The 24,785-nt window shown below is 60.7% G+C and carries 25 protein-coding genes; 10 read left to right on the top strand and 15 right to left on the bottom strand.

Annotated features, from left to right (window positions below; all coding sequences use genetic code 11):
- Positions 1-7 precede the first annotated feature (7 nt).
- On the top strand, positions 8-2,464 hold the full coding sequence (locus AC1DIJ_RS05945; RefSeq protein ID WP_112387013.1) for a UvrD-helicase domain-containing protein: 2,457 nt from the start codon (positions 8-10) through the stop codon (positions 2,462-2,464).
- On the opposite strand, the gene AC1DIJ_RS05950 is transcribed toward AC1DIJ_RS05945, so the two are convergent.
- Positions 2,461-3,540, bottom strand: coding sequence for a type I restriction endonuclease (locus tag AC1DIJ_RS05950; protein ID WP_112387012.1), 1,080 nt, complete (start codon positions 3,538-3,540; stop codon positions 2,461-2,463). The two genes, AC1DIJ_RS05945 and AC1DIJ_RS05950, sit on opposite strands and share 4 nt — an antisense overlap.
- A gap of 119 nt (positions 3,541-3,659) precedes the next feature.
- Positions 3,660-4,007 carry a hypothetical protein gene (locus tag AC1DIJ_RS05955; protein ID WP_112387011.1) on the bottom strand — a complete coding sequence of 116 codons (348 nt, stop codon included), beginning with the start codon at positions 4,005-4,007 and terminating at the stop codon, positions 3,660-3,662.
- A gap of 14 nt (positions 4,008-4,021) precedes the next feature.
- Between AC1DIJ_RS05955 and AC1DIJ_RS05960 the strand changes: the two genes are divergently transcribed.
- From AC1DIJ_RS05960 to pncA, 3 genes are all read left to right on the top strand, one after another.
- Positions 4,022-4,297 carry a hypothetical protein gene (locus tag AC1DIJ_RS05960; RefSeq protein WP_148194311.1) on the top strand — a complete coding sequence of 92 codons (276 nt, stop codon included), beginning with the start codon at positions 4,022-4,024 and terminating at the stop codon, positions 4,295-4,297.
- A gap of 424 nt (positions 4,298-4,721) precedes the next feature.
- Entirely contained in the window at positions 4,722-5,270 is a 549-nt protein-coding gene (locus tag AC1DIJ_RS05965) for a hypothetical protein (protein WP_112387452.1), read from the top strand.
- A gap of 223 nt (positions 5,271-5,493) precedes the next feature.
- On the top strand, positions 5,494-6,120 hold the full coding sequence (pncA, locus tag AC1DIJ_RS05970) for a bifunctional nicotinamidase/pyrazinamidase (protein ID WP_112387010.1): 627 nt from the start codon (positions 5,494-5,496) through the stop codon (positions 6,118-6,120).
- 3 nt (positions 6,121-6,123) lie between these two features.
- Here pncA and AC1DIJ_RS05975 read toward each other — a convergent pair whose 3' ends face one another.
- On the bottom strand, positions 6,124-6,372 hold the full coding sequence (locus AC1DIJ_RS05975) for a DUF2164 domain-containing protein (protein ID WP_112387009.1): 249 nt from the start codon (positions 6,370-6,372) through the stop codon (positions 6,124-6,126).
- 128 nt (positions 6,373-6,500) lie between these two features.
- On the opposite strand from AC1DIJ_RS05975, the gene AC1DIJ_RS05980 reads away from it, so the two are divergent.
- The gene (locus tag AC1DIJ_RS05980; protein ID WP_112387451.1) at positions 6,501-7,220 is read left to right on the top strand and encodes an AzlC family ABC transporter permease; all 720 of its coding nucleotides are present in this window, start codon (positions 6,501-6,503) and stop codon (positions 7,218-7,220) included.
- Between the two features lie 2 nt (positions 7,221-7,222).
- The gene (locus tag AC1DIJ_RS05985) at positions 7,223-7,531 is read left to right on the top strand and encodes an AzlD family protein (protein WP_112387008.1); all 309 of its coding nucleotides are present in this window, start codon (positions 7,223-7,225) and stop codon (positions 7,529-7,531) included.
- A gap of 50 nt (positions 7,532-7,581) precedes the next feature.
- Here the strand turns inward: AC1DIJ_RS05985 and AC1DIJ_RS05990 are convergent, their stop codons facing one another.
- Positions 7,582-9,417, bottom strand: a complete 1,836-nt coding sequence (locus AC1DIJ_RS05990) for an aminopeptidase P family protein (protein ID WP_112387007.1) — start codon at positions 9,415-9,417, stop codon at positions 7,582-7,584.
- A gap of 278 nt (positions 9,418-9,695) precedes the next feature.
- Between AC1DIJ_RS05990 and AC1DIJ_RS05995 the strand changes: the two genes are divergently transcribed.
- Entirely contained in the window at positions 9,696-9,869 is a 174-nt protein-coding gene (locus AC1DIJ_RS05995) for a hypothetical protein (protein WP_310294647.1), read from the top strand.
- Between the two features lie 170 nt (positions 9,870-10,039).
- Here AC1DIJ_RS05995 and AC1DIJ_RS06000 read toward each other — a convergent pair whose 3' ends face one another.
- From AC1DIJ_RS06000 to AC1DIJ_RS06010, 3 genes are read right to left on the bottom strand one after another with little or no spacing between them, the layout of a single operon-like run.
- Positions 10,040-10,918 carry a 50S ribosomal protein L11 methyltransferase gene (locus AC1DIJ_RS06000; protein ID WP_112387006.1) on the bottom strand — a complete coding sequence of 293 codons (879 nt, stop codon included), beginning with the start codon at positions 10,916-10,918 and terminating at the stop codon, positions 10,040-10,042.
- A 14-nt stretch (positions 10,919-10,932) separates the two neighbouring features.
- Entirely contained in the window at positions 10,933-12,060 is a 1,128-nt protein-coding gene (locus tag AC1DIJ_RS06005; RefSeq protein WP_112387005.1) for an FAD-dependent oxidoreductase, read from the bottom strand.
- Positions 12,061-12,063: 3 nt separating this feature from the next.
- The gene (locus AC1DIJ_RS06010; protein ID WP_112387450.1) at positions 12,064-12,672 is read right to left on the bottom strand and encodes an SCO family protein; all 609 of its coding nucleotides are present in this window, start codon (positions 12,670-12,672) and stop codon (positions 12,064-12,066) included.
- A gap of 368 nt (positions 12,673-13,040) precedes the next feature.
- Between AC1DIJ_RS06010 and AC1DIJ_RS06015 the strand changes: the two genes are divergently transcribed.
- Complete coding sequence (locus tag AC1DIJ_RS06015; RefSeq protein WP_112387004.1) at positions 13,041-15,005, top strand: methyl-accepting chemotaxis protein; 1,965 nt, start codon at positions 13,041-13,043, stop codon at positions 15,003-15,005.
- A complete protein-coding gene (locus AC1DIJ_RS06020) occupies positions 15,005-15,475 on the top strand; it encodes a chemotaxis protein CheW (RefSeq protein ID WP_112387003.1) in 471 nt (156 codons plus the stop codon). The genes AC1DIJ_RS06015 and AC1DIJ_RS06020 overlap by 1 nt, the downstream gene beginning before the upstream one ends.
- 53 nt (positions 15,476-15,528) lie before the next feature.
- On the opposite strand, the gene AC1DIJ_RS06025 is transcribed toward AC1DIJ_RS06020, so the two are convergent.
- Positions 15,529-16,017, bottom strand: a complete 489-nt coding sequence (locus tag AC1DIJ_RS06025; RefSeq protein ID WP_112387002.1) for a CreA family protein — start codon at positions 16,015-16,017, stop codon at positions 15,529-15,531.
- Positions 16,018-16,090: 73 nt separating this feature from the next.
- Positions 16,091-16,681: a 3'-5' exonuclease gene (locus AC1DIJ_RS06030; protein ID WP_112387001.1), complete on the bottom strand. Its 591-nt coding sequence runs from the start codon at positions 16,679-16,681 to the stop codon at positions 16,091-16,093.
- 270 nt (positions 16,682-16,951) lie between these two features.
- Here AC1DIJ_RS06030 and AC1DIJ_RS06035 point away from each other — a divergent pair, with 270 nt between their 5' ends.
- The gene (locus tag AC1DIJ_RS06035) at positions 16,952-17,482 is read left to right on the top strand and encodes a GNAT family N-acetyltransferase (RefSeq protein WP_477831350.1); all 531 of its coding nucleotides are present in this window, start codon (positions 16,952-16,954) and stop codon (positions 17,480-17,482) included.
- Here AC1DIJ_RS06035 and AC1DIJ_RS06040 read toward each other — a convergent pair.
- From AC1DIJ_RS06040 to lpxC, 6 genes are all read right to left on the bottom strand, one after another.
- Entirely contained in the window at positions 17,479-17,856 is a 378-nt protein-coding gene (locus tag AC1DIJ_RS06040; protein ID WP_112387000.1) for a helix-turn-helix domain-containing protein, read from the bottom strand. The genes AC1DIJ_RS06035 and AC1DIJ_RS06040 overlap by 4 nt on opposite strands.
- A complete protein-coding gene (locus AC1DIJ_RS06045; protein WP_112386999.1) occupies positions 17,856-18,152 on the bottom strand; it encodes a type II toxin-antitoxin system HigB family toxin in 297 nt (98 codons plus the stop codon). The genes AC1DIJ_RS06040 and AC1DIJ_RS06045 overlap by 1 nt, the downstream gene beginning before the upstream one ends.
- Positions 18,153-18,189: 37 nt before the next feature.
- A complete protein-coding gene (gene ligA, locus AC1DIJ_RS06050; protein ID WP_112386998.1) occupies positions 18,190-20,346 on the bottom strand; it encodes an NAD-dependent DNA ligase LigA in 2,157 nt (718 codons plus the stop codon).
- Positions 20,347-20,873: 527 nt separating this feature from the next.
- Positions 20,874-22,547 (bottom strand): DNA repair protein RecN, encoded by a 1,674-nt coding sequence (gene recN / locus AC1DIJ_RS06055; RefSeq protein WP_112386997.1) that lies wholly within the window; start codon positions 22,545-22,547, stop codon positions 20,874-20,876.
- A gap of 13 nt (positions 22,548-22,560) precedes the next feature.
- The gene (locus AC1DIJ_RS06060) at positions 22,561-23,430 is read right to left on the bottom strand and encodes an outer membrane protein assembly factor BamD (protein WP_310294625.1); all 870 of its coding nucleotides are present in this window, start codon (positions 23,428-23,430) and stop codon (positions 22,561-22,563) included.
- A 266-nt stretch (positions 23,431-23,696) separates the two neighbouring features.
- The gene (gene lpxC / locus AC1DIJ_RS06065) at positions 23,697-24,653 is read right to left on the bottom strand and encodes a UDP-3-O-acyl-N-acetylglucosamine deacetylase (RefSeq protein WP_112387448.1); all 957 of its coding nucleotides are present in this window, start codon (positions 24,651-24,653) and stop codon (positions 23,697-23,699) included.
- Positions 24,654-24,785 lie beyond the last annotated feature (132 nt).

The following is a 24,785-nucleotide window of genomic DNA, read 5'->3' on the forward strand; positions in this document are numbered from 1 at the left end:
ACGCGGCATGAGCAATAGTTTCGACGATATTCCCTTCTTCGACGAAGAGCCGCAGGCACCGCGCAAGCCGGTCCCCGCCGCGCAAGGCGGCGGCCTCGCGGCTCGCGCCATGGCGGCGCGAAATGGCGCAAACCAGAAGCCGGACTATCTCTCGGGCCTCAACCCGGAACAGACAGAAGCCGTCGAAACGCTTCAAGGACCCGTCCTGGTGCTCGCTGGCGCCGGCACCGGCAAAACGCGGGTGCTGACCACCCGCATCGCTCACATCTTGAACACCAACAGCGCCTTCCCCTCGCAGATCCTCGCCGTCACCTTCACCAACAAGGCAGCCCGCGAGATGAAGGAGCGTATCGCTCATCTGGTCGGCGGCGCCGTCGAGGGCATGCCCTGGCTCGGCACCTTCCACTCGATCGGCGTCAAGCTGCTCCGCCGCCACGCCGAGCTGGTCGGCCTGCGCTCCGATTTCACCATTCTCGACACAGACGACGTCGTGCGCCTCATCAAGCAGCTGATCCAGGCCGAAGGCTTGGACGACAAGCGCTGGCCGGCCAAGCAGTTCGCCGGGATGATCGACACCTGGAAGAACAAGGGCCTCAGCCCCGCCGATATTCCGGAAGGTGATGCCCGCGCCTTTGCCAATGGCCGTGGCCGTGAACTCTATTTCGCCTACCAGAACCGCCTTTCGACGCTGAACGCCTGCGATTTCGGCGACCTGCTGATGCATCCGATCCATATCTTCCGCAAGAACCCGGATCTGCTTAAGGAATATCACGGCCGCTTCCGCTACATCCTCGTCGACGAGTATCAGGACACCAACACCGCCCAATATATGTGGCTGCGCCTGCTCGCCCAGCGCCCCAAGGGCGAGCCGCAGAATGTCTGCTGCGTCGGCGACGACGACCAGTCGATCTATGGCTGGCGCGGCGCCGAGGTGGACAATATCCTGCGTTTCGAGAAGGATTTCCCGGGCGCCAAGGTCATCAAGCTGGAGCGCAACTACCGCTCGACCGCCCATATTCTGGGCGCCGCCGCCCACCTGATCACCCATAACGAGGGCCGCCTCGGCAAGACGCTGTTCACCGATCGCTCCGACCCTGACGACGTCAAGGTGCAGGTGCACGCCTCCTGGGACTCGGAAGAAGAAGCCCGCGCCATTGGCGAGGAGATCGAGCAACTCCAGCGCGACAAGCACAATCTGAACGACATGGCGATCCTGGTGCGCGCCTCGTTCCAGATGCGCGAGTTCGAAGATCGCTTCGTGACGCTCGGTCTCAACTACCGCGTCATCGGCGGCCCGCGCTTCTACGAGCGTCTCGAAATCCGCGATGCGATGGCCTATTTCCGCCTCGTCGCGCAGCCTTCCGACGATCTGGCTTTCGAGCGGATCATCAACACGCCGAAGCGCGGCCTCGGCGACACCACGGTGCGCGCCCTTCACGACTATGCCCGCGCCCGCGATATCCCGATGCTGGCGGCAGCCGCCGATATCATCGAGACCGATGAGCTGAAACCCAAGGCCCGCAAGGCGCTGTTCGACGTGATTCAATCGTTCCGCCGATGGCAGGAAATGCTTGAAAGAACTCCGCATACCGATCTCGCCGAGCAGATCCTCGAGGAGTCGGGCTACACGGATATGTGGAAGAACGACAAGAGCGCCGAAGCGCCCGGACGCCTCGACAACCTGAAGGAACTGATCCGCTCGATGGACAGTTTCGAATCGATGCGCGGCTTCCTCGAGCACGTCTCGCTGGTCATGGATGTCGAGCAGAACGAGAACCTCGACGCCGTCTCAATCATGACGCTGCACTCCGCCAAGGGTCTGGAATTCGAGACCGTCTTCCTGCCCGGCTGGGAGGAAGGCCTCTTCCCGCATCAGCGCTCGCTCGACGAAAGCGGCCGCGCCGGCCTCGAGGAAGAACGCCGCCTCGCCTATGTCGGCATCACCCGCGCCAAGCGCCGTTGCCACATCTGGTTCGTCTCCAACCGCCGCATCCACGGCCTCTGGCAATCGACGATCCCGTCGCGTTTCCTCGACGAATTGCCGGAAAGCCATGTCGAAGTCGCCGAAGTCGAACAGAGCTACGGCGGTTACGGCCGCGGCGGCTATGGCCAGTCGCGCTTCGACAAGTCGGACCCCTTCTCCAATTCTTATTCGACACCCGGCTGGAAGCGCGCCCAGCAGAACAAGACCGAAGCCACCCGCGACAACTGGGGCAGCCGCTCCGGCCACGCCGTCGAGCGCATCGGCTACGGCGAAAGCGGCCCCAAGGGCCGCACCATCGAAGGCGAACTCGTCGCCAAATCGACCTCCGCCGAGCCCTCGAAATTCCAGACCGGCGACCGCGTCTTCCACATCAAGTTCGGCAACGGCAACATTACCGGCATCGAGGGCAACAAGCTGACGATCGATTTCGACCGGGCGGGGCAGAAGCGCGTGCTGGATGGGTTTGTGGAGCGGGTTTAGCTGGCGCCATTCTTTAGATAAGACTCGATCACCGAAACAATCTGGTTCTTCGCTTTGAAGATGTCCGTGACTTGCACGACGTCAAACCGGCTTCCTGCCTTGTCGGCATCGAAGATGGTAAGAAACTTCGTCTTGCCATTCAAATGCAGCCGAACGATCGGCTTCCGATTGTTGTCGTCGAAATTGATGCCGCAATATGACTTCTGATCACGCATGACGATCCTGTCGATATCGGCAACTTCAGCACCGATAGCACGCACGATGTTGAAGCCGTCAATTTCTTCCTGGGTTGTTTCGATGCCGTCGGCATCCTCAGTCAGTTGGGTGACGGAATCGATGTCCTTGATCGTTGGAATGTTGACGTTCTCATTAAAGGCGGCGGTCAGGCGTTTTTGGATTTTCTGCCGGACAAGGTCCTCGAACGCGCGCTTGATGATAGGCTTGAATTCAAGCACAACCGACGCTGTCAGCTTTCCATCATAGAAACCTCGCGAGATCATTCGAACGAATTCATCATCCGGTTCGTTGAACTGAGCCTCGATTGAGCTGATCGCAGCCTTCATTCGCTTCAACGTGCTGGCGGAACTCTTGATGTCCTCAATCGAGAATCTGTCGTGGTGAAATTTCTCAAGCTCTTTCAGGTCATTGTCATTGTAATCGAACAGATCGAATTTGAAGAACGGATTGGTGTCGAGCTTGTTTGCTGCGTCGAGATCGGTAAAAAACCAGATCTGAATTCCGTTCGTTAGGATGGCAATCGAGCAATCGGTGGTCGAGAAATACCGATAGAGCTGGCTGTATTGAGCCTCTGAGAGGTTGGCGCTGACGGCTTTTGCTTCCAGGATATATTCAATCTTCCCTTTAATCTTGACTGCGTAATCGACCTTTTCGCCCTTCTTCAATCCAACATCCGCGACAAACTCCGGAACAATCTGTGTTGGATCGAACACGTCGAATCCAAGAGTTCTTAGAAACGGCATAACCAAGGCATTTTTGGTTGCCTCTTCAGTCAGTGCTATGTTTTGGGCGGAAATAGCTCTCTTCGACAGTTCTGCGACATGCTCTTTAAACGACATGAAAGACCCCTCCGGCTTTGCACGGAGAAGTATTAATTCAGCCCATCAAAAGAGCAATCCAAGCGAGCGCGAATTTTTTCAACACCACCCACGTATAAGGTGCATCGAACTCCGCGCGCTCACCCCAACATCTGCATCGACCCCAGCCCCAGAATATCATTCAGCAGCGCAATCCCCATGCCCAGCGCCACGATCACCAGGCCGATCAGAAACAGCCGGCGTGAGCGGTCGTATTTGGCGGCGATCAGCGAGTCGCGGGCGAGAAGGTCGGCGAAGACCTTGACCTGGATGGCGATGCCGATGGTCAGGAAGACCATTGGCACGATGTCGATGCGGCTCCAGTCGTTGGGGTTCGAGACCCAGCGGCCGATGAAATTCAGTGAGAAGCCGAGGATGATCCCGGCCGCGGTCAGCGAACCGTTGCGGAACGTCGAATCGATCTTCTCCTCAGGGTCCGGCTCGGCCATCGCTCTCCCTCCCGATGACGGTCATCGAAAGAAAGGCAGAAATGGGCGGGATCGGCAAGAGCCCGTCTGCAGGTGCCGCGCGCGACGAAGCTTCGGTGGCCCGGGCATCGGCGATGTCACCCATTCGTGACTTCGTCCACGGCACCTCTTCCCTCATACTGCCCGCGGGCTGGCAAAGGAGGATGCAGATGAAACGCTACTCGCTGCCGATGATCGCCCTCGCGCTCCTGGCCGCCGTGCTCGGCAATCCGGGCATCGCCATGGCTTGCAACAAGATCATCGGAACTTGAGCCCTCGATGAGAACGAAGCGGAGGCGCGGGCCGGGGTTCGCGCCTTCATTGTTTTCGGCGAACGGAAACGAGCGCGCTGATTCTTCCTCCGCGCGGGAAGCGCAAAATCGCCCGACAATTTGCCGCAGCAGCACAAGCAGCGTCAAACAGCGCATTGCACCCGCTGGCTGCCGAGACGGCTGGCCATGCGCAACCGGCGGACGCCAACAGCACATGGATTCCGCCGCAGCAGACAAAAATTCAATAACAATTTCAATGAAATACATACGGTAAACGAAAGATTAAACTGCGTCGCCGCCATCCGTCAATCGCAGTTATCCCCTGTCAAAACGTCGCTTTGACCACCTCCGCAAATCGGCTTAGCCCGGCTCCTGTCCGGCCATGAAGACCGGGCTTCACGAAGAACTCGCAAAGGAGGTTCCAGTGACCAGCGTTTCATCCTTGGGCAGCGCCCTCACCCAGTATCAGTCCCCGATTTCGAGCCTCGACAAGAACGGCGACGGCATTATCTCCGCCGACGAGCTTGCAGCGGCAAACATTTCCACCGGTGCTTCGACGACCGCCAGCAGTACTGCGAAGGCGTCCTCCACCAGCAGTGACGACGACAGCGGTTCCACCACCGACGTCGTGCAGCGCATCACCGCCGATATCCTCAACATGATGCTGCAGATGCAGCAGCAGTCCGATAGCGGCGCCAGCGATGACGGCAGTGACACCGGCAGCGATGCAAGCGGCCCGCAGGGCATTCTCGCCTCGCTCGACGCCAATGGCGACGGCAAGCTGACGACAGACGAAATCCTCTCCGGCGATACGCAGGCCCTTTCAGGCGATGCCTCCGGCGGCGAAGACGATCAGTTCCTGACCAATATGCTGACCGACATCCAGTCGCAGCAGGCCTACCAGAGTACCTACGGTTCTTCGCCGGCCGCCGCTGATGCGGCAGACCATCAGGGCGAAATCCAGGCTATCTGACCCGTGCCGGGCTCCGCCGGGGGAGCCTTGCCGGGGAAGACCATTGTTTGAAGAAAGCCGCAGCATTTCGCGGCGCCGTCAGATTGGCGGAACTGCTTAAAGTACCGCACCATCAATCGAAATACCCGAAAAATAGGGCTTGCATGCTGAGCGCCAGCCCCCCACTAATCGGTATATACTCACGATCCCGATTGCGGACGGCACGCTTTGACGGAGTCCTTGCATGAGAGCTCTTCTGCTCGTCGATATCCAGAATGGCTTTTGTCCCGGCGGCAATCTTCCTGTTCCCGAAGGCGACAAGGTGGTGGCGGTCGCGAACCGCCTGATCGACAGCGGAAAATACCAGCTCATCGTTGCCTCGCAGGACTGGCATCCGCCAGGTCACGGCAGCTTCGCCTCCTCGCATCCGGGAAAGCAGCCCTTCGAAATGGGCGAGCTTGCAGGCAAGCCGCAGATGATGTGGCCCGATCACTGTGTCCAGTACACCGTCGATTCCGAGCTGCATCCGGAACTGAAGGCCGAAGAGATCGACCTCATCCAGCAGAAGGGCGAAGATCCGCGCGTCGACAGCTACTCCGCCTTCCGCGACAACGATCACGACGCCTCGACAGGCCTTTCCGATTTCCTTGAGGACCAGGGCGTCACCGATCTCGACGTCTGCGGCCTGGCGACCGACTACTGCGTCAAGTTCTCGGCCATCGATGCGCTGGACATGATCCCCGGCGTCCGGGTGCGCTTCATCGAGGATGCCAGCCGTGGCATCACGCCCGAGGGCGTCGCGACCGCAATCGCCGAGATGAAATTCCGCGGCATTGCCATCATCGACAGCCGCGACGTGCTCGAAGGCTGAGCCTCAGTCCGTCGCCGCCCGCTCCAGCCCGTAAATATCGTCGGCCAGATCCTCGGCGCGCTTGGCAAAGGCCGCATGCGCGTCCTGCAGCCCCTTCTTGTAATAGGCTGCCCCGACCTCCTTGGCGAAGAAATCCATCACCAGCTCCGCCTTGATGATACCGATGGATTGATCGAGTTCGGCATCGAAGAAATGCTGGATACTCGCCATCAGCTGCGCCTTCTCATCCTTTGAAAACTCGATCGCGACCATCTGCTGTCTCCGTGGTTTGCAGCCCACCGTTCAGCGAAATCGATCGTTCAATCAAGGAAATTCGATTGCGGCAGCGGCCTTTGCCTCCTAGAGGAAGCCTATTCGAGAAAAAGGAAGCATGCATGCCGATGAGTCGATCGGAATTCGTTGATGGCTTGCGGGGCGGCTCTGCCGTGGCCCTCGCCTCCGCCCCCTTCGGCGCACTGTTCGGGGCGCTTGCCGCCGATCACGGCATGTCGCTGGCCGAGCTCACCTTCATGAGCGCCACGGTCTACGCCGGCGCCAGTCAGATGGTCGGCATAGAGCTTTTCGGCGGCAACGTCCCTGCCTGGGTGATCATCGCCTCGATCCTCGCCGTCAACTTCCGCCACGTTCTCTATTCGGCGGCGATCGCCAAGCACATCCGCCATTTCACAGCGCTGCAGAAGTTCTTCACCTTCTTCCTGCTGGTCGATCCGCAGTTTGCCGAAACGGTCAAGCGCAGCGAATCCGGCAGGCAGGTCACCTTCGCCTGGTACTTCGGCTTCGGCATCATCATCTACGTTCCCTGGGTGCTGATCAGCCTGCTCGGCGGCGTTCTCGGCAGCTTCATCGGCGATCCCAAGACCCTTGGCCTCGATATCCTGCTGCCCGCCTATTTCCTCGGCATCGTTCTCGGCTTCCGCAGCCGCGATAACTTCCTGCCGGTCGCAGCGGTCAGTGCCGTCGCCTCTGTTATCGCCTATCATCTCGTCGGCTCGCCCTGGCATGTCAGCCTCGGTGCAGCAGCAGGCATCGTGCTCGCCGCCGTCCTGCCGCTTCCCGCCGTCCACCAGCCAGAACCGGCCAACGAACCGCACGAGGTCTGATCATGGAATTCGATCTTCACATGGTCCTGGTCATCATCGCGGCCGCCATCGCCACCTATGCGACACGTATCGGCGGCTACGTGCTCATCACCACGATGAAGCGCATCCCGCCGCGCATGGAAGCGGCGCTGAATGCCGTCCCGGCAGCGGTCCTGACCACGCTCGTCGCCCCCGCCTTCTTCGACGGCGGCTGGGATTCGAAGCTGGCGCTCGCCGCAGCGCTGGTCATCGGCCTGCGCTATTCGCATATGTGGATGCTGGGCGTTGCCTGGGTCATCGTCATGGCCTGGCGCCACACGATCGGCATGTAATGAAAAAGGGCGGCCACACCGCCCTTTCCTTTATCCGCTCGTTGAACCGCTCAATATTCCAGCGGCAGCGTCGCATTCTCCAGCCACGCCTGGATATCCTTGTCATGGATCAACGGCATCAGCGCCTCGCGAGTGCGGGCGTGATAGTCGTTGAACCAGTGCAGCTCGTCATGGGTCAGCAGCTCAGGAATGACGATCGAGCGGTCGATCGGGCAGAAGGTCAGCGTCTCGAAGCTGCGCATCGGCGTATCGCCGCCCTCGACCTCTTCGGCCTCGCGCACATAGATCAGGTTCTCGATGCGGATGCCGAAGCTTCCCGGCCGGTAGTAGCCGGGTTCGTTGGAGAGGATCATGCCGGGCAGCAGTTCCTGCGTCGAAAGCTTGGAGATGCGCTGCGGCCCCTCATGCACCGAAAGATAGGAACCGACGCCATGGCCGGTGCCATGGCCGAAATCGGCCCCTGCCCGCCAGAGCGCGATACGTGCCAGCGGATCGAGGTCGCAGCCGCGCGTCCCCTTCGGGAAGCGCGCCGTGCTGATCTGGATCATCCCCTTCAGCACCAGCGTGAAGAAGCGCTTGTGCTCCTCGGTGACGGCACCGATCCCGACAGTGCGGGTGATATCAGTCGTGCCGTTGATATATTGCGCCCCTGAATCGATCAGGAACAGCTCGCCCGCCTGGATCGGCCGGTCGGTATCGACGGTAACGCGGTAATGCATGATCGCCGCGTGCTCACCGGCGCCGGAGATCGTATCGAAGGACACATCCTTCAGAGGGTTCTGCATGCTCTGGCCAACGCTGGCGCGCACCGCCTCGAGCTTTTCGGCCGCCTGGATCTCGGTAATACCGCCGGGCTTCTGCGTCGAAAGCCAGTAGAGGAACTCGACCATGGCAGCGCCATCCTGCAGATGGGCGGCAGCCGAGCCATTGATCTCGACATCGTTCTTGATGGCGCGCGGCAGCTTTGCCGGATCGGCGCCCTCGACCACTTCGCCGCCCGCCTTACGGATGATTTCGGCCAGCGCATAGGAGGCGATCTCCGGATCGATCATCACCCGTCCGCCGTCCCTGGACACAGCGGCCAGCCGCTCGTCGAGCGAAGACGGCGGCAGCTGGGTGGAAATCTGCGCCAGATAGGCTTCCTGCTCGATACCGGTCTTGCGCTTGTCGAGGAAAAGCTCGGCTTTGCCGTCGGCATGGATGATGGCGCGCGCCAGCGGATGCGGCGTATGCGGCACGTCGGCGCCGCGGATATTGAAGATCCAGGCGATCGACGACGGATCGGCGATCAGCACCGCCGCCACCTTCTTCTTCGCAAGGTCGGCGGCAACAGTGGCGATCTTGTCGCGCGCCAACACGCCGGCCTGCGCAATGTTCTGGATCGCCACGGCGCCGAGCGGTTCGGCGGGGCGGTCGCTCCACAGCTTGTCGAGCGGATTGTGCGGCAGGAACACCAGGCTTCCACCGATCTCGGCGAGCGCCTGCTGCAGCTTGCGGACGTCCGAACCGGAATGCAGCCACGGATCGATGCCGAGGCGCATGCCTTCCTTACCTTTCCTCGGCAACCAAAGATGCGGCGGCTCGTTGACCAGATCGCCGCCGGTGAAGACCGAACCGTCCACCTGCTCGGCAAGCTGCGTCACGTAACGGCCATCGACAAAGACCACGGCCTGAGTGCGGGCGATCAGCGCGATACCGGCCGAACCGGTGAAGCCGGTCAGCCATGCCAGCCGCTCGGCGCATTTCGGCACATATTCGCCGTTGAACTCGTCGCCGCGTGGCACGAGGAAGCCATCGATCCCGAGCGCATCGAAACTTTCACGCAAGGCGCTGACGCGATCGCGGCCGAATTGCGGCGTGGAGGTCACTTCGAAAGACTGAAACATGCTGAAAACCCAATGCTGAAGGCCGAATCCGCTCAGAGCGGTTGGCGCTATGTTACCGGAATTCCTAGGGAAGTGGAGAAAAACAAGATCACCTCCCCTTAAGGCAAGCCGCCCATTATTTTGGCAGAAATGTGACACGAAAAACGAAACTGGCACGCTTTATGCATTCCATGCATGGCTCCCATGACGCAAACCCTCTGCCAGAGTTTTTTCGGATGGTTATATAGGGCGCATCAAACGGGTTCGAGATGAACCTCAAACGAAAAAGGAATTATGAAATGACTGCCTCTCTGTCGCGCTTCGCTTACAGCAGCCCGGTGCAGGCTGGCGAGCGCCAGACTGTCCGTCACGTCATCGGCGCGCGCCGCCCGCTCAACGAGGATAGCCTCAAGATGCTCGGCACCAGCCACAAGTCTACGCGCCACAAGGGCGCACCCAGCTACGCGTTCTGAGCTATTTGCCGCTTCGTCTCTCCTCCTCCCTCGACGGACCGGCAATCAGAACTGTAGAGCCCACTCGAGCGCTCCTCCTCCTTTAGCTCGTGGGCACGACCGTTTGACGGTCAAAAGGCGGTGCCACTGGCACCGCCTTTTCTTTTTCCCGGTATTGCTCTTCCCTGACCTTACGGACGATCGAGATGGATCGTCACCCAGCCGTTGCGCCAGATGGTGCGCACATGGCGAAGCTTCTGGCCGTTATAGGCCGACAGCACCTTCCAGCGCTGCGATGCCAGAATGCCAGACAGGATCACCGTACCACCGGCCGCCAGATTGTCGGTCAGTTTCGGCGCCATGCGGATCAGCGGCCGTGCCAGAATATTGGCGATGATCAGGTCGAAAGGCCCGTGTTCGGAAAAGGCCGTCGAATGAAAACCCGGCGCCGTCTTGGTGACGATGCCGTTGGCTATGCCGTTGGTGCGCACGTTCTCCGCGGCAACGCGCGTGGCGATCGGATCGATATCGGTCGCAAGAACCGGAATGTTCTTCAGCTTGCGCACGGCAATCGCCAGCACGCCGCTGCCGGTGCCGAGATCGAGCGCGTTTCGGATGGTGCGCGAACGCATCACGCTGTCGATGACTTCGAGGCAGCCCGCCGTCGTTCCGTGATGGCCGGTGCCGAAGGCCTGGCCGGCATCGATCTCGATGCCGATATCGCTGGAGCGTACCTTGTCGCGGTCATGCGAGCCGTGTACCAGGAAACGCCCTGCCCGGACAGGCTTCAGACCTTCCAGCGACTTCGCCACCCAATCGACATCCGGGATCACTTCGCGCTGGATGGAAAGTTCGGGATAGGCGGCCGCCAGCGCCTCGCTGACGCGCTGGCGCACCTCGTCCTCGTCTTCGCGCATCATGTAGACGGAAGCTTCCCAGATGTCCCTCTTCTCGTCGATCTCGGTCGTCGCAATGGCGAAATCCTCTTCGCCGAAAACTTCGCTCAGGAGGTCGAGAACCTGCTCGGCCTGCTTCTCGGTGGTCGAGACGTAGAGGCGGATTTCACTCACGAATTCGTCTTTCTTTATTTGGCGCCGTCGATCCAGGGCGGAGGCGGCGTATCGTAACCTGCAATGCCGCGCAGAAGGCGGTCTGCAACGAATGGGATGCGGACGGCGATCGGCATCAGCGCGTTTCGCAGTCCTGTCACCACCGGATTACGCATCGTCACCAGCGACGTCAAACCATAGGTTTGCTTCAGCACCGTTTTCACCGCGGGAAGACGCAGCCCGGAATACTCCTGTTCGCGCCCTTCGGAGATCAGATAGGCAAGCCAGCAGGCATCCTCGATGCCGAGATTCATGCCGCGCGCACCGGCCGGCGAATGAATATGCGCCGCATCACCCGCGAGAAAGATGTTGCCCGATGACATGCGCTCGACATGGCGGAAATGGATGCGGAAATTCGAAACCCAGACGGCCTGGCCTCCCGCAACGGGATGCCGGATCCGTTTTTCGAAATCCGAAAGCGTCGAGAGATAGCGCACTGTATCCGAAGACACCGGCAAACGGCCGATCATGCCCGGATTGAACAGATCGATCTCGACATAATGCGGGTCGATCGGCTCCGGATAGCGGAAGTCGGCAATGTAGAAGCTCTCTTCCAGCGCCTGCCCGGGAAAGCCGAGCCCAGCGCCCTTGCGCACAGCCGAATGCGCTCCGTCTGCACCGATCAATATATCGGGCGCCAGCTCTTCCGACGAACCATCAGGACGCCGAAGCACGACATGCGGCTTGCCGCCCGTATTTTCAACGCGCTCCAGCACCGTCTGCCATTCCGGCACCACTTCATAGTCGGAGAGCTTGCTGAGCAGCAGCCGCTCGGTCTGCCCCTGCGCCAGCATTTGGATGGCAGGGAATCGTCCGGTGACCCGGCCGGGATCGAGTTCGAAAAGCAGCTTTCCGCCGGAGCGGGCCCGAAACCGGTCGATGCGGTACGCATCCTGCAGTACGACATCGCTCACCCGGGAGGGCGAAAGCAGCGTCAGCGTCCGGGCATTGATACCGAGCGCCCGGCTTTCCACCATCGGCACCGGCCCCTCATCGCTGTCGATGATGCGCGGCCGGTGACCCCGCCGCACAAGTTCCAATGCTGCCGTGAGCCCGGTGGCGCCGGCCCCGGCAATCAGAATGTCACGGTGTCCCCCCGGCATGTGTCACCCCTTGGTAACCAGGTTCTCCAGCTTCTTTACAGCCGTATCGGGATTTTCGCCATAGGCGATGGTTCCGGCAAAGCGGCCCTGCCCGTCGAGCAGGAAGACTGACGCGGTATGGTCCATCGTGTAGTCACCATTCGGATTGTTCTCATCGACTGGGACCTTCTTGGCGTAAACGCGAAAACCCTTGACGACGTCGGCGATCTTGTCCGGCGGGCCGGAGATGCCGGTGATGCGCTTCGAGACGTTCGAGACATACTGGTTCATGATCTCCGGCGTATCACGCTCCGGATCGACGGTGACGAAATAGGCGTTCAGCTTGTTGCCCGCCGGATCAACCTTCTCCATCCAGCCATTGAGCTCGAACAGCGTCGTCGGGCAGACCTCCGGGCAATGGGTAAAGCCGAAGAACAATGCGCTCGGCCTGCCGCGCAGCGCCTGCTCGGTGATTGGCTTGCCGTCCTGGGCGACAAGCGTGAACGGAACGCCGTAGGGACCCTCGGCCGCCAGCGGCAGGTCCTTGGTCTTGGTAATATTGAGCGTCAACCAGCCCAGCACACCGGCAACGAGCAGCACGGCAATCCAGACGGCAATACGAAAATTCTTCATCATCCAACCCCTAGCGGCGCCAAAGCGCCCATCGACAGCGGGATATAACCTCCCGCCCGTCCACGCAATTCAACAACCCGTTTTCTTACCCGTGATTAATTGCCTCACCTTGCAAGATCCGAAATGTTGAAAACCGGCAAGGCAAGTTTCCGAAATTGCATATCCCGCAAGCATTTAGATGGTATTTCTGTATCACTTCCAAGAAATACATCGTTATCGAACGCTTAATTTCTGGAAGCTATATTTGGCACTGCGTCCGGCGCTATTGGTGCCGTACTGACATGATGTCTGCGCGGGCGGAAAGCTCCAGCGATCGCATAGTGAAAACCGTATTTTATCCGGCGTTTTCAGGCGGGGGACATCATTTCATGAGCAGCAATACCATACGTAAGACTTTTTCCGTCAGCCAAAGGCTGTGGACACTTGCCGGCGCGGCACTCATCGGCTTCGGATCGATGGTCGCCGTTGGCTGGTATGAAAATATCCGGATCGACCGCGCCCTCAATCGTGCGAACGACATTCAGCTGAGCGTCGATCGCATCAACGAGATGCGCATGGCCAACCTGACATTGGTCCTTGCCGCCATGGACACGATTGTTGATCGCGGCGACAAGAAGGTCGATCCGGCCCGCCTCACTTCAATGTCGAAATCGATCGAACAGCTGAAGAACGGATCGAAGGAAATGGCGCTCCTCGCCGACGAGCTCAAAGCCGGCAGCCTGGTCGCCAGCTATGACGCTGACGTCGCAGCACTGCAGAAGGCGATCCTCGTCGATCTGAAGGCCGCCGTTGAAGCGGGTGCAGCAGACGATGCCTTCGACAAGCTGGACGATGCGATTGATGGCGGCGGCGAGAAGCTGACGGCGACGCTCGACAAGCTTGCGCAGGATGGCAGCGCCGTCGCACAGCAGCGGATCGACCAGGCCAACGAGATATCGGCCGGCGCGCTCTGGATCCAGATCGGCCTCGGCGCCTTCGCCATTCTGTCCATGTCCCTTCTCCAATACGTTCACGGCGGTTCCATCCGCAACGGCATCGAAGCCGTTCGCTCAAGCATGGCGCGCATCATGCAGGGCGATCTCTCCAGCGAAGTTCCGGCGACGGAGCGCGGCGACGAGATCGGCGAAATGGCCCGTGCGGCCGAGAGCTTCCGTCAGTCGGCGATCGACAAGCGCAATCTCGAAAGCCAGACGGAGACCGAGCGCCGCAAGAGCGATACGGAACGCCGCGAACGCGAAGCCCTGAAGCTTGCCGACACCGAGGCGCTGAACAGCGCGGTCAACGCTCTCGGCCAGGGCCTGAACCGCCTTGCCGGCGGCGACGTCACGACGACGATCGATCAGCCGTTCAAGGCCGAGCTCGAACGCCTGCGCAGCGACTTCAACCAGACGACCATCAACCTGCGCCGGGCGATGTCAGACATCACCTCCAACAGCAGCTCCATCCAGGCAAACAGCCGCCAGATGAGCTCTGCCGCCGACGACCTTGCAAAGCGCACCGAGCAGCAGGCAGCCTCGCTGGAGCAGACATCCGCCGCACTCGACGAAATCACGGCAACCGTGCGCAGCGCCACCAGCCGCGCCGAAGAGGTCGGCCACATGGTCGCGCATACGCGCCAGAACACCGAAAAGTCGGATCTGGTCGTCACCCAGGCCATGGCCGCCATGGAACGCATCGAAGGCGCCTCGCGCGAAATCGGCCAGATCATCAACGTCATCGACGAGATCGCCTTCCAGACCAACCTTCTGGCGCTGAATGCCGGTGTCGAAGCGGCTCGTGCCGGTGAAGCCGGCAAGGGCTTTGCGGTCGTAGCCCAGGAAGTCCGCGAACTCGCCGGACGCGCGGCAGGTGCCGCCAAGGACATCAAGGCGCTGATCACCAAGTCAGGCGCCGAAGTGAAGACCGGCGGCGAGCTGGTGACGGCCGCAGGCGAGGCTTTGCGGCAGATCGGCGAAGATGTTTTGCGGATCGATGAACATGTTAAATCAATCGTAACCTCTGCACGCGAACAATCCACCGGACTGCACGAGATCAATACAGCCATCAGCCAGATGGACCAGATGACGCAGAAGAATGCGGCAATGGTCGAGGAAACGAACGCTGCGAGCCACACGCTCGCCTCGGACGCCGACAATCTGATCAGGCTGGTTGGACAGTTCCAGATCGGCGAAGGCATGAATGCCCGTTCCACGCCGCGAGAAGCATCCGCCGCCTCGCATCCTAAACCTTCACCCGCACGGAGCTTGATCGGCAAGGTCGCGGGCGCATTCAGTGGCGGCGCCGCCGCCAGAGCCATGGCCGCTCCGGCCGGAGACAATTGGGAAGAATTTTGATGACCAACGCCATTATCACACAGGCCGGTTCCCACCTGGAAATCGTCTCGTTCCATCTCGGTGAGCAGGAATTCTGCATCGACATCATGGCGATTCGCGAAATCCGCGGCTGGGCGCCAGTAACCCCGATGCCGCATACCCCGCCCTACGTTCTCGGCCTCATCAACCTTCGCGGTGCGGTGATCCCGGTCATCGACATGGCCTGCCGCCTCGGCATGAAGATGACCGAGCCGTCCGAGCGCTCCGCCATCATCGTCACCGACATCGCCGGCAAGCTGGTCGGCCTTCTGGTCGAGCAGGTTTCCGACATGATGACCATCAAGAGCGAAGACCTGCAGCCGGCGCCGGAGATCATCCCGGAACAGCAGCGCGCCTTCTGCCGCGGCATCGTCGCGCTGGAAAAGACCATGGTCTGCTTCCTCAACCTCGACACCGTCATCGCCGACGAACTGGCGCGCGAAGCAGCCTGATCGGCAACGTATCGCAGATACAGAAAGGCCCGGTCATCGCCGGGCCTTTCTGCTTATTGCGGCTTGCCGTTCTTCCAGACCGGGTTCTGCCCATAGAGCGGCACGGTCGAGATCGACATCTTCGCCGAGCCATCCGTCAGCTCGCGCGAATGAGCGAGATAGATCAGCGTGTCGTTGGTCTTGTCGTAGATCCGGTTGACGACCAGCTTCTTCCAGATCAGCGACATGCCCGCCTTGAACACCTCGTCGCCATCCTTCGACAGGTTGATGTCGCCGATCTCGATCGGCCCCGTCTGGCGGCAGGAAATCGAGTTGTTGGACGGATCCTCGAACCAGTTGCCGTTCTTCACCCGGTCGATCAGGCTGCGGTCGAAATAGGTGACATGGCAGGTGACGCCCTTCACCTCGGGATCGGGAATGGCATCGACGATGATATCGTTGCCGATCCAGTCGACCCCGACCTTGCCGACCACTTCGGCAGAAGCCGCACCCGCACAAAGCGTGGCAGCTGAGGCAGCGGCAAGAACGATCTTACGAAACATGGATGGAAGCTCCCTGGTTGACCCGCTTTGTAGATAAGCAGCACGAGGGACAATGCAAGAAACCGCTGATAAATCAGGCGCGCTTGCAGGTGCAGGGTTCGTAGCCGGTGGCGAGCAGCCGCCCGGGCTTCATGCCGATCGCAGCCGGGATCGCATGCACCGCCGCCGCCTTCACCGCCTTGGCCATCTCGATCGCCGCCTGGGCGCAGACCACCGCATCCTCGGCCGCATTGTGATGCACGAACCGCAGGCCGAGATGCTCGGCGATGATGTTCAGCCGGTGCGACAGGAACTGCGGCCAGATGCGCTGCGCCATCTTCAGGCTGCAGAGATAGGTGAGTTCCGGATAGGCCTGCCGGTAGAGATCGAGCGAGGCCCGCCAGACGCTGAAATCGAAAGCCGCATTATGAGCGATCATCGTCGCGCCCCTGAAGTCATCATGAAACTCGTCCATGACCTCAGGAAACTCCGGCGCATCCTCGACATGCTCAGGGCGAATACCGTGGATCGCGATGTTCATGCCCGAAAAGCGCATATCCTTCGGACGGATCAACCGCTCCTCGACGCGCGTCACCCTGCCGTCCTCGATCCAGGCAAGCCCGACCGAGCAGGCGCTGCCGCGCTGTTCGTTGGCCGTTTCGAAATCGATGGCAATGGTCTTCAAGGTCGGTCCGTGATTCGCTGATGATGACTCAGGCTTAGCGGCGCGCGCAGGCTCAGGCAAACGCGGCAGTTGACTTCGCACCTGTGATCAACGACTTTTCCCGTCATGATCGTATCGAACGCGCATCTTGCCACCATGCATCTCACCACGGCCCCTGCAGGGCTCGGGGAGACATTGGCGCGCTAAGCGTGCGATCTGTCCCGAAGACCCTGCCGAGGTGAGCAGGGTTTTCGAAGCCGGCTCTCCTCCGTCATTTCAAAGGAGAGCATTTTGAAAATCCCGGAAGACAATCCACCCAAGCGACCGGCCGCCGCAGGTCTCACCATCCGCGCCATGCGCGTCAGCGATGCCGAGGCCGTCACTACCCTCGTCAATCTCCCCGCCTTTCTCTACGGCACGCTTCGCATTCCCTTCCAGACGCTGGAGGAAACGCGAAAACGCATCGAGACCATGCCGCAGGGCAATATCAGCATCGTCGCCGAACTCGACGGCACGCTGGTCGGCGACGCCCACCTGATGCGCAATCAGGGCCGCCGCGCCCACGCCGCCAGCATCGGCATGGGTGTTCACGACGACTATGCCGGCAGAGGCATCGGCAGCGCGCTGATGGCGGCCCTTGTCGATACCGCCGACAACTGGCTCGATATCAAGCGGCTGGAATTAACCGTCTATACCGACAACCCGGCAGCCCTCGCCCTCTACCGGAAATTCGGCTTCGAACAGGAAGGCCTGCTGAAAGCCTTCGCCTATCGCGCCGGCGACTATGTCGATGCCTATACGATGGCGCGGGTCAGGGTTTAGGCGACCTCGAGCTTATACGGCTTGATAAGACATTCCGCAGGCAGGCCCCAGACCTCGCCAAGCTTGAAGATCATATCCACCGTAAGCCCGCGCTTGCGGTGGAGAATTTCAGAGGCACGCGACCGCGATGACAGGAGATCGCCGAGATCCGTCTGGGTGCGGCCCGTCATATCCATGAAAGCCTGGAGAAACTCGACGGGATCGAGTTCACCAGCCGGAAAGTGTCTGGCTTCATACGCCTCAATAAGGTCTGAAAGGACATCGAAGCGATCGGCTTCGGCCGTGCCCTTTTCTGGCGGGCTTTCGAAATACGGGGCCACTTCACCAATCGCCCAGGCGAGATCGCTGTCGTTCCTGATCGGTTTGATATCCATCACACGGTCTCCGGGTCGATCCGGTCATAATCCGAATGCGTGCCGACGAATTTGATCAGCACGCGGCGATATGCATAGGCAACATGGACGATCAGCCGATACTTGTTACCGCCGATGTCGAAAATAATACGGTTGTCTCCGACAAAATCGACATTCGCACCGAACATGCGTTTAACGTCCGAAGGACCCGCCCAATCAGCTTTGCTGACAGCGGCATACCAGACGTTCAGCGGCACCCTCGCCTGCGGATGCAACTCCCAAAACGCGCGCAACGTCGATCTGGCGATCACCTGCATTGATCAATTATATTCCCAATACGGGAACAACGCAAGATCACCCACCGATCAACGCCAGCCACTCGTCTTCATCCATCGTCTGGACGCCGAGTTCTTTGGCCTTGTCAAGCTTGGAGCCGGCGCCCGGGCCGGCGACGAGGATGTCGGTCTTTTTGGAGACCGATCCGGCAACCTTGGCGCCGAGGCTTTCGGCGCGGGCCTTGGCTTCGTCGCGGGTGAATTTTTCCAGCGAGCCGGTGAAGACCACGGTCTTCCCGGCGACCGGGCTTCCCGATGTTACCGGCTGCTCGGCCTTCTCAGGCACAACCTCTTCCAGCAGACGGCTGATGACCTCGACATTGCGCGGCTCCTTGTAGAACTCGACGATGGCGCGGGCGACGATCTCGCCGATGCCGTCGATGGCGTTCAACTCGTTCCAGCCATCACCGGACAAGGGCGCCGCATCCTGCATGGCGACCCCGAAGGCCTCATAGGTGCCGTAGGAGCGGGCAAGCAGCTTCGCGGTGGTCTCACCGACATGACGGATGCCGAGCGCATAGATGAAGCGGTGCAGTGCGATGCTGCGGCGTTCATTGATCGCAGCGTAGAGCTTGCCGACGCTGACCTTGCCGAAGCCGTCGATATTCTCGAGCTTCGTCAGCGTCGAGGCCTGCTGGCGCTTCTCCAGCGTGAAGATGTCGGGCGCCGTCCGGATCTGCAGCGAGGCGTCGTCGCTCTCAAAGAAGAAATCCACCTGCTTGGTCCCGAAGCCTTCGATATCGAAGGCATTGCGCGAGACGAAATGCTTCAGATGCTCGGTCGCCTGCGCGCGGCAGATGAAGCCGCCGGTGCAGCGCGTCACGGCATCGACCTTGCCGGTCTTCTCGTTGACTTCGCGAACGGCATGCGAACCGCAAACCGGACATGTCTTCGGGAATGTATAGGTCGCAGTCCCCTCCGGCCGCTTCTCCATCACCACATCAAGCACCTGTGGGATGACGTCGCCTGCCCGCTGGACGATCACGGTGTCGCCGATGCGAATATCGTGTTCTTCCTCGCGGATGCGCTCGCCGGAATTGCCGATGCCCTTGATATAGTCCTCGTTATGCAGCGTCGCATTGGTGACGACGACGCCGCCGACGGTGACGGGGGTCAGACGCGCCACCGGCGTCAGCGCGCCGGTGCGGCCGACCTGGATGTCGATATTCTCGACGACGGTAAACGCCTGCTCGGCCGGGAACTTGTGCGCCGTCGCCCAGCGCGGGCTGCGCGAGCGGAAGCCGAGGCGCTGCTGCAGTTCGAGGCTATCGACCTTGTAGACGACACCGTCGATGTCGTAGTCGAGATCAGGGCGCTTCAGGCCGATATCGTCGTAATGCGCCAAGATATCGGCCACCGAGTTCAGCCTCTTCATCAGCGGATTGACCGGGAAGCCCCAGGTCTTGAAGGTCTGCACCATGTCGAACTGCGTCTTCGGCAGATCGTTGGGCTCGGAGATCTCGCCCCAGGCGTAGGCGAAGAATTTCAGCTTGCGGCTCTCCGTCACCTTGGCATCGAGCTGGCGCAGCGATCCCGCCGCCGTGTTGCGCGGGTTGACGTAGCTCTGCTTGCCCTCGGCCTCCATCTGCTTGTTCAGCGCCAGGAAGTCGCTCTTGGCCATATAGACCTCGCCGCGCACCTCGACGACATCTGGAACGCCCTTCGGCAGGGTCTGCGGGATTTCCTTGATGGTGCGGATATTGGCCGTAACATTCTCGCCGGTCGTGCCGTCGCCGCGCGTTGCGGCGCTGACGAGCTTGCCGTTCTGGTAGCGGATCGACATCGACAGGCCGTCGATCTTCGGCTCGGCGGTAAACGCGATCGACTGATCCGGCAGGCGCCCCAGGAAGCGGTAGACGCTGCCGACGAAATCCTGCACGTCGTCCTGCGAGAAGGTGTTGTCAAGCGACAGCATCGGCCTTGCATGAGTGACCTGCGCAAAGGTGACGGACGGCTCCGCACCCACCCGCCGCGATGGGCTGTCTTCGCGAACGAGCTCGGGAAACCGCGCCTCGATCGCATCGTTCCGGCGCTTCAGCGCGTCGTAGTCGCCGTCCGAAATTTCCGGCTGGTCCTTGCCGTGGTAGAGCGCGTCGTGATGGGCGATCTCTTTCGCCAGACGCTCCAGCTCGGCTGCGGCCTCTTCGATCGTCAGGGTTTCAACTTCGCTCGACATGCATGATCACTCCGGAGAATCTGTGATCGTTTTTAGCGCAAATTGTCCGGATGGGAAGTGGCGGGGTGGTGGCCACCCTCGTCCTTCGAGGCTCCCTGCGGTCACACCTCAGGATGAGGGTGGAGGGAGCGTGCTCGGAGTGGTCGGCCGTGATGACTGCCAATCGCAGCCGTCTGTAGAGCCCTCATCCTGAGGTGCGAAGCCGAAGGCGCAGCCTCGAAGGACGAGGGCGGCGGCACCGCAGCGGAGCCGCAATATACCGGCAAGTGAAAATGCAATGGACCAAGTCTCATCACCGACGTCACGCTCTCCTCAGGAACCCCTATGGTTCGAAGCCGAACAAGGTGGCCACCCTCGTCCTTCGAGGCTCCCTGCGGTCGCGCCTCAGGATGAGGGTGGAGGGAGCCGTGCTCGGATTGGTCAGCCTTCAGGGTTGCTAATCGCAGCCATCCCCAGAGCCCTCATCCTGAGGTGCGAAGCCGAAGGCGTAGCCTCGAAGGACGAGGGCGGCGCCCTCAACAGTCTCCCTACCCGTTCCCCGACAGCAGCTTGGCAGCCGCAGCCCGCGCCTCGTCGGTGACCGAAGCACCGGCGAGCATGCGGGCGATCTCCTCAGTGCGGTCCTTCGGCTCCATGGTTGCCACCCGGGTGGCGATCTTTTCGGATCCGGCATCCACCGGTCCCTTGGATATCAGCAGATGCGTTGCCGCCCTCGCCGCCACTTGCGGCGCGTGGGTGACGGAGAGCACCTGCACCTTGTCCGACAGCCGCTTCAGCCGCTGGCCGATGGCATCAGCCACCGCCCCGCCGACACCGGTATCGATCTCGTCGAAGACAAGCGTCGGCGCCGAGCCGCGATCGGCAAGCGCCACTTTCAGCGCCAGAAGGAAGCGCGAGAGTTCGCCGCCCGAGGCAACCTTCATGATCGAGCCCGGACGCGTGCCCGGATTGGTCTGCACATGGAATTCGATTACGTCGATGCCTTCGGCGGCTGCCTGCTCCGCATCCGTGGTGATTTCCACCATGAAACGGGCGCGCTCCAGCTTCAGCGCCGGAAGCTCGGCCATGACCGCCTCCGCCAGCGCATTACCGGCATGATGACGCTTTTCGGACAGCGAACGGGCGGCTTCCCCATAGGCCGCCTTGGCGCGGCCAACCTCGGCGTCGAGCTTGACGAGTTTCTCCTCGCCGGCATCGAGATCGGCGAGATCGGCGATCATCCTGACGGCAAGGGCCGGAAGCTCGACGACGGGCACCGAATATTTGCGGGATGCGGCGCGCAACGCAAACAGCCGCTCCTCGACGCGCTCCAGCTCTTTCGGATCGTATTCGGTCTTGCGCAGCGCCGCCTCGACTTCCATCTGCGCGTTAGAAAGCTGGTCTAGTGCTGCGTCCAGAAGCGCCACAGTGTCTTCGAGCAATCCCGGCGCCTCATGGCTCTTGCGCTCCAGCCGGCGCACCAGCGAGGCGATATGGGGCACAGGAGAGGCATTGCCGTTCAAAAACTCGGACGCCTCGGCGATATCGCCGGCGATCCGCTCCGCCTTCATCATCTTCTGGCGGCGGTCGGCAAGCTCTTCCTCCTCGCCGTCACGCGGAGAAAGCTTTTCGAGTTCCTCGACGGAGGCGCGCAGATAATCGGCCTCGCGGGCGGCGTTCTCCACCTTCTCGCGGTGCTTCTTCAGCGTCCGCTCGGCATCGCGCCAGATTTTGTAGAGCTCGGACACGCCTGAGACATCCTCGGTGATACCGGCAAAGGCATCGAGCAGGATGCGATGGGCATTGGTATCGACAAGCGCACGGTCGTCGTGCTGGCCGTGGATTTCCACCAGCATCTGACCTGCCTGGCGCATCAACTGCACACTGACGGGCTGGTCGTTGACATAGGCCTTGGTGCGGCCGTCGGCGGATTGCTGACGGCGGAAAATCAGGTCGCCATCGTCGTCGATGCCGTTTTCACGCAGCAGTTTGCGGGCGCCGTGATCCATCGGCACGTCGAAGGCCGCAGTCACCTGCCCCTTGTCTTCGCCGTGGCGCACGAGCCCGCCATCGCCGCGCCCGCCGAGCGCCAGCGACAGACTGTCGAGAAGGATGGATTTGCCTGCACCCGTTTCCCCGGTCAGAACCGAGAGTCCGGCCTCGAACGAGAGATCCAGCCGCTCGATCAGAACGATATCGCGGATCGAAAGCTGGATCAGCATTGCGTTACTGGCCTCACGAGCCGAGGAGCAGCTTCTTGCCCGCTTCGGAGAGCCAGGAACCCTTGTTCTCCCGAGGCTCTGCGCCGCCGCTCTTCAGCAGCTTGTAGGAATCGGCGTACCACTGGCTATCCGGATAGTTGTGGCCGAGAACGGCAGCGGCGGTCTGTGCCTCTTCGACGATACCCATCGCGTAATAGGCTTCGACCAGACGCGAGAGCGCTTCCTCGACCTGATTCGTATTCGGGTACTTTTCAACCACGATACGGAAACGGGAGATAGCCGCAAGATACTCCTTGCGCTCCAGATAGTAGCGGCCGATCTGCATTTCCTTGCCGGCGAGCTGGTCGCGGGCGAAGCGGATCTTGGCCTGCGCGTCGTCGACATATTCAGAGTCCGGATACTTGTCGATGACGGCCTGCATTGCATCGATGGTCTTCGATGAGGCGCGCTGGTCCTGCGTCACGTCTGAAATCTGCTTCGAATAGCTGAGGCCGACCAGATACTGGACATAGGCCGCGTCCTTGGACTGCGGATACTGCGCCATGTAGCGGTTGCCCGATGCCAGCGCTTCGTCGATCTTGCCTTGGCGGTACTTGACGAAGGTGCTCATGACGAGCGCCTTGCGGGCCCATTCCGAGAACGGGTTCTCACGGTCGATGGCGTCGAACTTGCGCGCCGCCTCGGCCATGTTGCCTGCCTTCATGTTGGCAAGCGCCTGATTGTAGAGAACATCCGGCGGGTCATTGTCGAGGCCGAGTTTGGTGATGTCGATGTCCGGATCCGACTGGCAACCGGAAATCAAGGCGCCTGCGCTCAGCACCACGAGCGATGCGAGCAAAGCGCGCGCTGTCTTCATCATACCTTCAGACCTTGCATAACCCATAGATTAATCCCGACTCCCGCTACCCACTCTTAACGGCAGCCACACCTCGCTGGCGTTTCTAGCCACAAATGCGAGGCGAGAGCAACGCAATGATGACGCATTAACGCATTTTTGTGGCATAGGCCCAGAGAATATCCGGGTTTTCATCTTTGATTTCCCGTGTTGCAGCTAAGCATCTGCGCCGAAAACACTATCGGCCGGAAAATCCGCATAAAAAAACCGCCTCCCGAAAGAGGCGGTCCTGGTCTAGGAAATCGTTCTGGAGGTCACGCCGACCAGGGGGCGAATCCGGGAGCATTCACGGCAATGAAATCACGCGCAGCAACGCGCGGACGGGCGGCAGAGGTCTCGACGACCTCATAGGCGCTGGGATCGCTGAGCAGTGCCTTGAGCGCATTGGCATTCATCTTGTGACCGCCGCGATACGAACGGTAGCACCCGATGAACGGTGCGCCCGCCAGCGATAGGTCGCCGACGGCATCGAGCGTCTTGTGACGCACGAACTCGTCCTTGGCGTAACGCAGGCCTTCGACATTGATCACGGTGTTGTCGTCGGAGATGACGACAGAGTTCTCGAGCGAGGAACCGAGAGCGTGGCCGGACGCCCAGAGACGCTCGACGTCGCGCATGAAGCCGAAGGTGCGGGCCCGCGACAGTTCGGTCTTGAAGGTCTGTGCTGTCAGGTCGCCTTCCCACTTCTGGCGGCCGATCAGCGGGCAGTCGAAATCGATCTCGACTTCAAAGCGCGTGCCGTCATAGGGGCGGAATTCGCTCCACGAACCGCCATGCTCGATACGAACAGGCTTGGTGATGCGGATGTAGCGGCGCTTGACGCCAAGAGAAACCAGACCGACCTGCTCGATCGCATCGATGAACGGAGCAGAGCTGCCATCCATGATCGGCATTTCGGCGCCGTGAACTTCGATCAGCACGTTGTCGAGGCCAAGCGCGTAAACGGCGGCCATCACATGCTCGATCGTCGCGACCGAATGTGCAGGGGAGAAACCGAGAACGGTGCAGAGATCCGTATTGCCAACCTGCGAGGAAACCGCGCGCAGCTCGGTGACGGAACCGTTGTCATGCATGCGATGGAAAACAACGCCCGTATCGGTCTCGGCCGGATTGAAGGTGATCGAGACTTCCGCGCCAGAATGTACGCCGGTACCCGAAAGCGTTACCGGGCGAGAAACCGTCGTCTGGAAGCCAAGCATGCCAATAACCATAAAATCTGCCTTCATTGCCCTTCAAGGTTCGTAGCGCTCAAGGCACCGGAATCAAACCACGAAGTTCTTTTGTCCACACCGCTGAATTGTCGCCAAAATGCGTCAAAGTGCGGTCATTTGACCTCATACATA

Source organism: Rhizobium sp. 10N427, assembly GCF_056394605.1.